Raw genomic sequence first — 8,125 nt, 5'->3', positions numbered from 1 at the left:
CCGTGGTGCAAGTCGCCGCCGCCGCGGTCAACCCGAGCGACGTGAAGGCTGCGCTGGGCCTCATGCCGCAAGCCGTGTGGCCGCGCACCCCGGGTCGTGACTTCGCGGGCACCGTGGTGAGTGGTCCGACCGAATGGATCGGCCGCGAAGTCTATGGCTCGGGCGGCGACATCGGCATCACGCGCGACGGCTCGCATGCGCGCTATCTCGTGCTGCCCGAAGCCGCGCTGCGCGCCAAGCCCCAAGGCATCTCGATGGACGAAGCCGGTGCCGTGGGCGTGCCCTTCGTCACCGCCTACGAAGGCTTCAGGCGCTGCGGCATGCCGCAGGCCGGGCAGACCGTGCTGGTGCTCGGCGCCAACGGCAAGGTCGGCCAGGCGGCGGTGCAGCTGGCCTCGCAGGCCGGTGCGCGCGTGATCGCGGTGCAGCGCCGCGCCGGTCCGTTCGAGGGCTTCGCGTGCGCGCCGGTCGACGTGATCGATGCGCGCCACCATGCCGACGTGGGCGCGCAGGTGCGCGAGCTCACCGGCGGGCGCGGCGCGAACATCGTCTACAACACCGTGGGCAGCGCCTACTTCGAGGCCGCCAACAAGGCCATGGCCAAGGGCGCGACGCAGATCTTCATCGCCACGCACGAACGCGCCGTGCCCTTCGACATCTTCGCGTTCTACCGCGGCATGCACACCTTCGTGGGCATCGACTCGCTCGCGATGGACTGCGTGGCCTCCACCGCCCAGCTCGACGCGATGCGCGAAGGCTTCGAGCGCGGCACGCTCAAGCCCTTTCCCGTGGCGCGGCACTTCGCGCTCGACGAAGCAATGGACGCCTACCGCCTCGTGCTCTCGGGCAGCACCGACCGCGTCGTGCTGCGCCCCTGAATCGAACACCCCAAGGAACGCCGCCATGCACGTGACCCGTTTCAGCGAAGCGCCGCACTACGAGGCGCCCAATCATTTCGACATGCGCTGCCTGCGCCTGCAGGGCAAGGAGGCCGGGCCTTCGACGCAGATGTGGATGGGCATGAGCCAGATCCTGCCCGGCGGCCGCACCGGGCTCGACGGCTCGCCGATGGAGAAGCTCTACCTCGTGCTCGAAGGCCAGCTCCATGTGGTCGGCGAGCTCGACGGCGCGCACCAGGAAGAAGTGCTCGACCCCTACGACAGCTGCCGCTTCGCACCCGGCGAAAAGCGCCAGCTCGAGAACCGCAGCAACCGGCCGGTGCTGGTGGCGCTGGTGATGCCGAATAGCGCGCCGCCAGCCGCATAGGCCCCGCCCTGGTCTTTCATCGCTCACCCAAATCAAATCAACGGAGACAAGACGCATGAAGAAGACATTCGACACCTGGAGCCGCCGGCAGGCGCTCGCGCTGGCCGCGGCGCTCGCGGCCATCAGCACGCTCGGCGCCGCGCACGCGCAGAACCCGTGGCCCGGCACGCAGCCGATCAAGCTCGTGGTGCCCTTCACCGCGGGCAGCGGCACCGACATCGTCGCGCGGCTCGTGGCCGAGAAGCTCGGGCCCGCGCTCGGCACCAGCGTGGTGGTGGACAACAAGCCCGGCGCCGGCGGCACGCTGGGTGCGGCCATCACGGCCAAGGCGCCGGCCGACGGCTACACGCTGCTGGTGCATTCGGCCGGGCACCTGGTGAATCCATGGATCTACAAGGGCCTGTCGTACGACACGATCAAGGACTTCACCGGCATCACGCCGATGGCGAGCCTGCCCAACGTGCTGGTCACCGCGCCTTCGCACTTCGCGAACGTGCGGGACCTGGTCGCAAAGGCCAAGGCCAATCCGGGTGGCCTCAACTACGGCTCCGCGGGCAATGGCTCGGCCACGCACATGAATGCCGAGGTGTTCCGCCTCGCGGCCGGGCTCGATGCGCAGCACGTGCCCTTCCGCGGCACGCCCGAGGCCATGACCGAGGTGATGGCCGGACGTGTCGACTGGTTCTTCGCGCCGATGGTGTCGGCCCTGCCGCTCATCAAGAGCGGCAAGCTGCAGGCGCTGGCCGTGGGCACCGCCAAGCGCTCGCCCGCGCTGCCCGAGGCGCCCACCACGGTGGAAGCCGGCGTGCCCGGTTCCGAGTACCTGTTCTGGGTCGGGCTCTTCGCACCCGCGAAGACGCCGCAGCCGGTGGTGGACCGGCTGCAGGCCGAGGTCGCGAAGATCATGGCCTCGCCCGAACTCAAGGAACGGCTCGACAAGCTCGGCGCCGAGCCCTTCACGATGCCGTCGGCGCAGTTCAACAAGTTCATTGCCGATGAAACCACCAAGGCGCAGCAGGTGGTCAAGGCCGCCAGCATCAAGGTCGACTGACCATGCTGCGCACACTGCTCACGGCGGCCGGGGCGGCTGCACTGCTGCTGCTGCCGCCTGCCACGCAGGCTCAGCCGGCCGACCTGATCGTCACCAACGCGAAGATCGCCACGCTCGACGCCGCCGCCACCACCGCGCAGGCGCTGGCCGTGCGCGACGGCCGCATCGTGGCGGTCGGCAATGCCGCGCAGGTGCGCGCGCTCTCGGGCCCGATCACGCGCACGGTGGATGCGGGCGGCCGCACCGTGATCCCCGGCCTCATCGACTCGCACATGCATGCGGTGCGCGCGGCGCTGAGCTATTCGACCGAGGTCAACTGGATCGGCGCCGGCAGCATCGGCGAAGCCATGGACCGCATCCGCGCCGCGGCCGCGCGTGCGCGACCCGGCGGCTGGCTGATCGTGGCCGGCGGCTGGACCGAGCAGCAGTTCGCCGAGCGCCGCCGCCCCACCGCGGCCGAGCTGCAGGAGGCGGCGCCCAACCATCCGGTGTACGTGCAGCTGTTCTACGAAGCGGTGGCAATGACGCCCAAGGCGCTCGAAGCGCTGGGCGTTCCGGCGGGCACGCTGCCGGCCGGCATGAAGCCCGCGGCGGACGGCTCGCCGGGCTGGATGACGGGCGACATCGTCGGCATCTCGGCCCTGTTCGACAAGCTGCCCAAGCCGACCTATGACGACAACCTGGCCGGCACGCGCGCCTTCTTCCGCGAGCTGAACCGCCTGGGCGTCACCGGCCTCGTGGACCCGGGCGGCTTCAGCATTGCGCCRTCGCAGTACGCGGCGCTGTTCGAACTGTGGCGCGAGAAGGCGTTGACGCTGCGCGTGGCCTACAGCGTGTTCGCGCAGAAGCCCGGCGCCGAGCTGCAGGAGTTCCGCGAGCTCACGCAGATGTTGCCGATGGGCTTTGGCGACGACATGCTCAAGTTCAACGGCCTCGGCGAGCGCGTGACGCTCGCGATGTACAACAACAATTTTCCCGACGCGGCCGCGAAGGAGAAGTTCTACGAGCTCGTCAAATGGGCGGCGATGCGCAGGCTCGCCGTCACCATCCACTGGCAGGAGAACGGCTCGGTCGACCACCTGCTCGGGCTCTACGAGAAGCTCAACGCCGAAGTGCCGATCAAGGAGCTGCGCTGGTCGATCGCGCACCTGGACGACGCCTCGCCCGAGACGCTCTCGCGCATGAAGGCGCTGGGCATCGGCTGGACCATGCAGGACGCGATGTACTTCCAGGGCGACCGCGCGCTCGCCACGCGCGGCGACGCGGCGCGCCGCATGCCGCCCATCGGCAGCGCACTGCGCACCGGCGTGAACGTAGGCGCCGGCACCGATGCGCACCGCGTGGCTTCGTACAACCCTTTTGTCGCGCTGCAATGGATGCTCGACGGCAGGACCGTGAGCGGCAAGGCGATGCGCGGTGCCGACGAGACGCCCACGCGCGAACAGGCGCTGCGGCTCTACACGGTGGGCAGCGCGTGGTTCAGCTTCGACGAGGCAAGGCGCGGCACGCTCGAAGTGGGCAAGCTCGCGGACTTCGCGATCCTCGACCAGGACTTCTTCTCGGTGCCGCTGGAGCGCATCGGCAAGACGGTGTCGCTGATGACGGTGGTGGGCGGGCGCGTGGTGCATGCCGCGCGGCCCTTCGATGCCGCAGGCACCTCGGTCGCCGCGGCGCCCTAGGGCTGCGCGAGCGCCTGCCGCACGCGTTCGCGCAGCACCGGCAGCACCTCGCTCTCGAACCACGGGTGGTGCTTGAACCAGCCGGTGTTGCGCGGCGACGGATGCGGCAGCGGAATGAAGCGCGGTGCGTAGTCCGCAAAGGCCGCGACGGTTTCGGTGACGCCGGCCTTGCGCGCCGCGCCCAGGAAGTGGCGTTGCGCGTACTGGCCGATCAGCAGCGTGAGCTCGACCCGGCCCATCTGCGCGAGCAGGCGCGCATGCCAGAGCTCGGCGCATTCGCGGCGCGGCGGCAGGTCGCCGCTGCTGCCGCGGCCGGGGTAGCAATAACCCATCGGCATGATCGCGATGCGCGCGGCGTCGTAGAAAACCTCGCGCTCGATGCCGAGCCAGCGGCGCAGCTGCTCGCCGCTCTTGTCGTCCCATGGCAGGCCGGTGGCGTGCACCGTCAGGCTCGGCGCCTGGCCGACGATCAAGAGGCGCGCGCTGGCGCTGGCCTGCACCACGGGTCGCGGGCCCAGCGGCAGCTGCGCGGCGCAGGCGGTGCAGCCGCGGATTTCCGCGAGCAGCGCATCCATGGCGCCGGCGCGTGCGCTATTCGGAGAACCGGCCGAAGAAGCCATCGAGATCGGCCCCGGAGGCCGCGCCTTCGAAGCCATCGAAACGCCCTTGCTCGGCCAGCGCCCGCGCGGCGCGGTCGAAGCCGCCCCAGGCCGCGCGTGCGAGCGCACCGCCCACGCTGACGCGCCGCACGCCGAGCGCGGCAATGTCCTGCATGCTGAGCTCGCTGGCCCAGCCGATCAGCAGGTTGACCGGCTTGGGCGCCACCGCGGCAACCACCGCCGCGATCTGCTCGCGCGTGCGGATGCCCGGCGCGTAGAGGCAGTCGGCGCCGGCCTCGGCGTAGGCCTTGAGGCGGGTGATGGCGTCGTCCAGGTCGGGGCGGCCGGCGAAGAAGTTCTCGGCGCGGCCCACCAGCAGCGTGTCGCCGCCGGCCGCGTCGATGGCGCGGCGCGCCGCGCGCAGCCGTTCGACCGCCACGCCGATCTCGAACAGCGGATTCGCCGCATCGCCGGTCGAGTCCTCGATCGACAGGCCCGCCACGCCGGTCTCGATGGCCAGGCGCACGCTTTCGGCCACGCCCTGGGCATCGGCCGCGAAGCCGTTCTCGAAGTCCGCATTCACGGGCAGGTCGGTGGCGCAGGCGATGTCGCGCAGGTGGGCCAGCATGGTGTCGCGCGACTGCCCTCCGTCGGCCAGGCCCTGCGACCAGGCATGGCCCGAACTCGTGGTGGCCAGCGCCTTGAAACCCAGGCCCTGCAGGTAGCGCGCGCTGCCCTTGTCCCAGGGGTTCGGAATGGCGAAGCAGCCCTGCTCGTGCAGCGCGCGGAACTCGGCGCGTTTCTGGGCGACGGTGCGGGTCATGGAAGCCTCATCTTTCTTTGTTGCGTGCGAAGGATGGGGTTTTAACGCAACGGCTCGGACATTGCGCGGGCACAGCTTTCGGTGTTCTGATCGGGCCCCATGTCCTACGCCTTCCTGCTCTTCATCCATCTTCTCGCCGCCGCCTTCTGGGTCGGCGGCATGGCCACCCTGCACTTCGCGGTGCGCCCCGCCGCGGTCGCCACGCTGGAGCCGCCGCTGCGGCTGCGCACCATGGCGGCGGTGCTGCGGCGCTTCTTCGTGGGCGTGGACGCGGCCGTCACGCTGCTGTTCGTGACCGGCGTGGCGATGATCCTGCTCGCGGGCGGCTTCCGCGCGGTGCACTGGCGCATCGAGGCGATGATGGGCATCGCGATCGTGATGGCCGGCATCTACGTGTACATCCGCGCCTCGGTGTTCAGGGTGATGCGGCGCGCGGTGGAGGAAAGCGCGTGGCCGGTGGCGGCCGGGCGGCTCGACATGGTCCGCAAGCTGGTGAGCCTGAACCTCGCGCTCGGCGTGGCGGTGTTCGGCGTGGCGATCATCGGGCGCGCCAGCTAGTTGCTGCCGGCCGGCCCTTTCAGCTCGACACTGTTGCCGTCGGGGTCGGTGATGTAGATCGACGGGCCGTTGCCCTCGGCGCCGAAGTTGTTCTGCACCTCGCCGTGCACCGGCACGCCGTGCCGCGCCATCAATGCGCGGATCGCCGCTTCGTCGAAGGGCTCGATGCGCAGGCAGAGGTGGTCGACGTTGCGGCCTTCCTTGCCGGCCAACGCGCCGCCCTGCTTGCCGAGCGGGCCATCGGGCGTGACGAGGTCGATGAGGTTGGTGCCGGCGCGCAGATGCACGAGCCCCAGGTTCTCGCGGCGCCTCTCGACCGCGCAGCCGAGCACGTCGCGGTAAAAGGCAATGGCGCGCTCCGCGTCCTTCACGCGCAGCACAACATGATCGATGCGCAGCACCGAGAACGGTGGGCTGTGTATCGGGTCCGTCATGGTTTGCTCTCCTTGCTCTACACCACGCCTGCCGCGCGCAGCGCGTCGAAGCGCGCGCCATCGATGCCGAACTCGGCCAGCACCTCGCGCGTGTGCTGCCCGAGCGCCGGCGGCGCATGGCGCAGCACGGGCGGCGTGGCCGTGAGGCGCAGCGGGCTCGCCACGCCGGTGATGCTGGCGATGCCGTCGTCCGCATCGCGCGGCAGCGTGACGGCCAGGCCGCGCGACTTGACCTGCGCGTCGTCGAAGGCCTGCGCGATGTCGTTGATCGGGCCGCAGGGCACGGCCTTGTCTTCGAGCAGCGCGACCCAGTCGGTGGTGCTGCGGGTGCGCGTGAGCTCTTCCATCATCGGAATGAGCACGCCGCGGTGCTTCACGCGCAGCGTGTTGCTCGCAAAGCGCGCATCGACGGCCCACTCGGCATGGCCGGCCGCTTCGCAGAAGCGCGCGAACTGGCCGTTGTTGCCGATGGCCAAGAGCATCGAGCCGTCCAGCGTCGGAAAGTCCTGGTACGGCGCCAGGCTCGGGTGCGTGTTGCCCTGGCGCTGCGGCGCCTTGCCGGTGTTGAGGAAGGCGCTCGCCTGGTTGGCGAGGATGGCCATGCCCACGTCGAGCAGCGCCATGTCGATGTGCTGGCCTTCGCCCGTGCGGCCGCGCACCTGCAGCGCCGCGAGGATGGCGGTGCTTGCATAGACGCCGGTGAACAGGTCGGTGAGCGCCACGCCCACGCGCAGCGGGCCGCCGCCGGGCTCGCCGTCGGGACGGCCGGTGATGCTCATCATGCCGGTCATGGCCTGGATCATCAGGTCGTAGCCCGCGCGCTCGGCGTAGGGGCCGTCGTGGCCGAAGCCGGTCACGCTGCAGTAGATGAGGCGCGAGTTGGCCGTGCGCAGGCTCTCGTGGTCGAGGCCGTACTGCTTCAGGCCGCCGGTCTTGAAGTTCTCCACCACGATGTCGGCCTGCGCCGCCATCTGCTTCAGGAGCGCCTGGCCGTCGGGCGTGGCCATGTCGACCGTGACCGAGCGCTTGTTGCGGTTGCAGGCCGTGAAGTAACTGGCCTGGTCGGTGTCGTTGCCRTCCGCGTCCTTGATGAACGGAGGGCCCCAGGTGCGCGTGTCGTCGCCGACGCCGGGGCGTTCGATCTTGACGACATCGGCGCCSAGGTCCGCGAGGATCTGCGTGCACCAGGGGCCCGCGAGCACGCGGGACAGATCGAGGACCTTGATGCCGTCCAGGGCTGCGGGCTTGGTGGCCGTCATGCGCTCTTCGTTCAGTTGGCGAAGGCGGCGATGCCGGTGATGGCACGGCCGAGGATGAGCGCGTGGATGTCGTGCGTGCCTTCGTAGGTGTTGACCACTTCCAGGTTCACCAGGTGGCGCGCCACGCCGAACTCGTCGCTGATGCCGTTGCCGCCCATCATGTCGCGCGCCAGGCGGGCGATGTCGAGGGCCTTGCCGCAGTTGTTGCGCTTCATGATCGAGGTGATCTCGACCGAGGCCGTGCCCTCGTCCTTCATGCGGCCCAGGCGCAGGCTGCCCTGCAGGCCCAGCGTGATCTCGGTCTGCATGTCGGCCAGCTTCTTTTGAATGAGCTGGTTGGCGGCGAGCGGGCGGCCGAACTGCTTGCGGTCCAGCGTGTACTGGCGGGCGCGGTGCCAGCAGTCTTCGGCGGCGCCGAGCGCGCCCCACGAGATGCCGTAGCGTGCGCTGTTGAGG

Annotated in this window: 10 protein-coding genes; 5 read left to right on the top strand and 5 right to left on the bottom strand. The window is 70.1% G+C overall.

Annotated features, from left to right (window positions below):
• The 4 genes from AC1DOC_RS10345 to AC1DOC_RS10330 all read left to right on the top strand — a co-directional run.
• On the top strand, positions 1 to 878 hold an 878-nt coding region (locus AC1DOC_RS10345; protein ID WP_478129766.1), incomplete at its 5' end, for a quinone oxidoreductase family protein.
• Between the two features lie 25 nt (positions 879 to 903).
• Complete coding sequence (locus tag AC1DOC_RS10340) at positions 904 to 1,266, top strand: cupin domain-containing protein (RefSeq protein WP_436041963.1); 363 nt, start codon at positions 904 to 906, stop codon at positions 1,264 to 1,266.
• A gap of 55 nt (positions 1,267 to 1,321) precedes the next feature.
• Positions 1,322 to 2,317, top strand: coding sequence for a tripartite tricarboxylate transporter substrate binding protein (locus AC1DOC_RS10335; protein ID WP_436041961.1), 996 nt, complete (start codon positions 1,322 to 1,324; stop codon positions 2,315 to 2,317).
• 2 nt (positions 2,318 to 2,319) lie between these two features.
• Positions 2,320 to 3,996: an amidohydrolase gene (locus tag AC1DOC_RS10330; protein WP_436041959.1), complete on the top strand. Its 1,677-nt coding sequence runs from the start codon at positions 2,320 to 2,322 to the stop codon at positions 3,994 to 3,996.
• Here AC1DOC_RS10330 and AC1DOC_RS10325 read toward each other — a convergent pair.
• Positions 3,993 to 4,571: a uracil-DNA glycosylase family protein gene (locus AC1DOC_RS10325; protein WP_369663916.1), complete on the bottom strand. Its 579-nt coding sequence runs from the start codon at positions 4,569 to 4,571 to the stop codon at positions 3,993 to 3,995. The genes AC1DOC_RS10330 and AC1DOC_RS10325 overlap by 4 nt on opposite strands.
• A gap of 16 nt (positions 4,572 to 4,587) precedes the next feature.
• On the bottom strand, positions 4,588 to 5,418 hold the full coding sequence (locus AC1DOC_RS10320; RefSeq protein WP_436041957.1) for an isocitrate lyase/PEP mutase family protein: 831 nt from the start codon (positions 5,416 to 5,418) through the stop codon (positions 4,588 to 4,590).
• Between the two features lie 99 nt (positions 5,419 to 5,517).
• On the opposite strand from AC1DOC_RS10320, the gene AC1DOC_RS10315 reads away from it, so the two are divergent.
• Complete coding sequence (locus AC1DOC_RS10315; RefSeq protein WP_369663914.1) at positions 5,518 to 5,976, top strand: hypothetical protein; 459 nt, start codon at positions 5,518 to 5,520, stop codon at positions 5,974 to 5,976.
• Here the strand turns inward: AC1DOC_RS10315 and AC1DOC_RS10310 are convergent.
• From AC1DOC_RS10310 to AC1DOC_RS10300, 3 genes are all read right to left on the bottom strand, one after another.
• A complete protein-coding gene (locus AC1DOC_RS10310) occupies positions 5,973 to 6,410 on the bottom strand; it encodes a VOC family protein (protein ID WP_278878426.1) in 438 nt (145 codons plus the stop codon). The genes AC1DOC_RS10315 and AC1DOC_RS10310 overlap by 4 nt on opposite strands.
• A 17-nt stretch (positions 6,411 to 6,427) precedes the next feature.
• Positions 6,428 to 7,669 (bottom strand): CaiB/BaiF CoA transferase family protein, encoded by a 1,242-nt coding sequence (locus AC1DOC_RS10305; protein ID WP_436299210.1) that lies wholly within the window; start codon positions 7,667 to 7,669, stop codon positions 6,428 to 6,430.
• An 11-nt stretch (positions 7,670 to 7,680) separates the two neighbouring features.
• A partial coding sequence (locus AC1DOC_RS10300) for an acyl-CoA dehydrogenase family protein (RefSeq protein WP_478129765.1) occupies positions 7,681 to 8,125 on the bottom strand: 445 nt, incomplete at its 5' end.

This window comes from Variovorax sp. 01T439_2, assembly GCF_056398445.1.
The sequence above is the reverse complement of the archived record's forward strand: the minus strand, read 5'-3'. Positions and strand labels throughout refer to the sequence as shown.

Coding starts and splice junctions, on each gene's coding strand:
- AC1DOC_RS10310 (WP_278878426.1), bottom strand. CDS start 6,410: ATGACGGACCCGATACACAGCCCACCGTTCTCGGTGCTGCGCATCGAT.
- AC1DOC_RS10320 (WP_436041957.1), bottom strand. CDS start 5,418: ATGACCCGCACCGTCGCCCAGAAACGCGCCGAGTTCCGCGCGCTGCAC.
- AC1DOC_RS10315 (WP_369663914.1), top strand. CDS start 5,518: ATGTCCTACGCCTTCCTGCTCTTCATCCATCTTCTCGCCGCCGCCTTC.
- AC1DOC_RS10335 (WP_436041961.1), top strand. CDS start 1,322: ATGAAGAAGACATTCGACACCTGGAGCCGCCGGCAGGCGCTCGCGCTG.
- AC1DOC_RS10340 (WP_436041963.1), top strand. CDS start 904: ATGCACGTGACCCGTTTCAGCGAAGCGCCGCACTACGAGGCGCCCAAT.
- AC1DOC_RS10325 (WP_369663916.1), bottom strand. CDS start 4,571: ATGGATGCGCTGCTCGCGGAAATCCGCGGCTGCACCGCCTGCGCCGCG.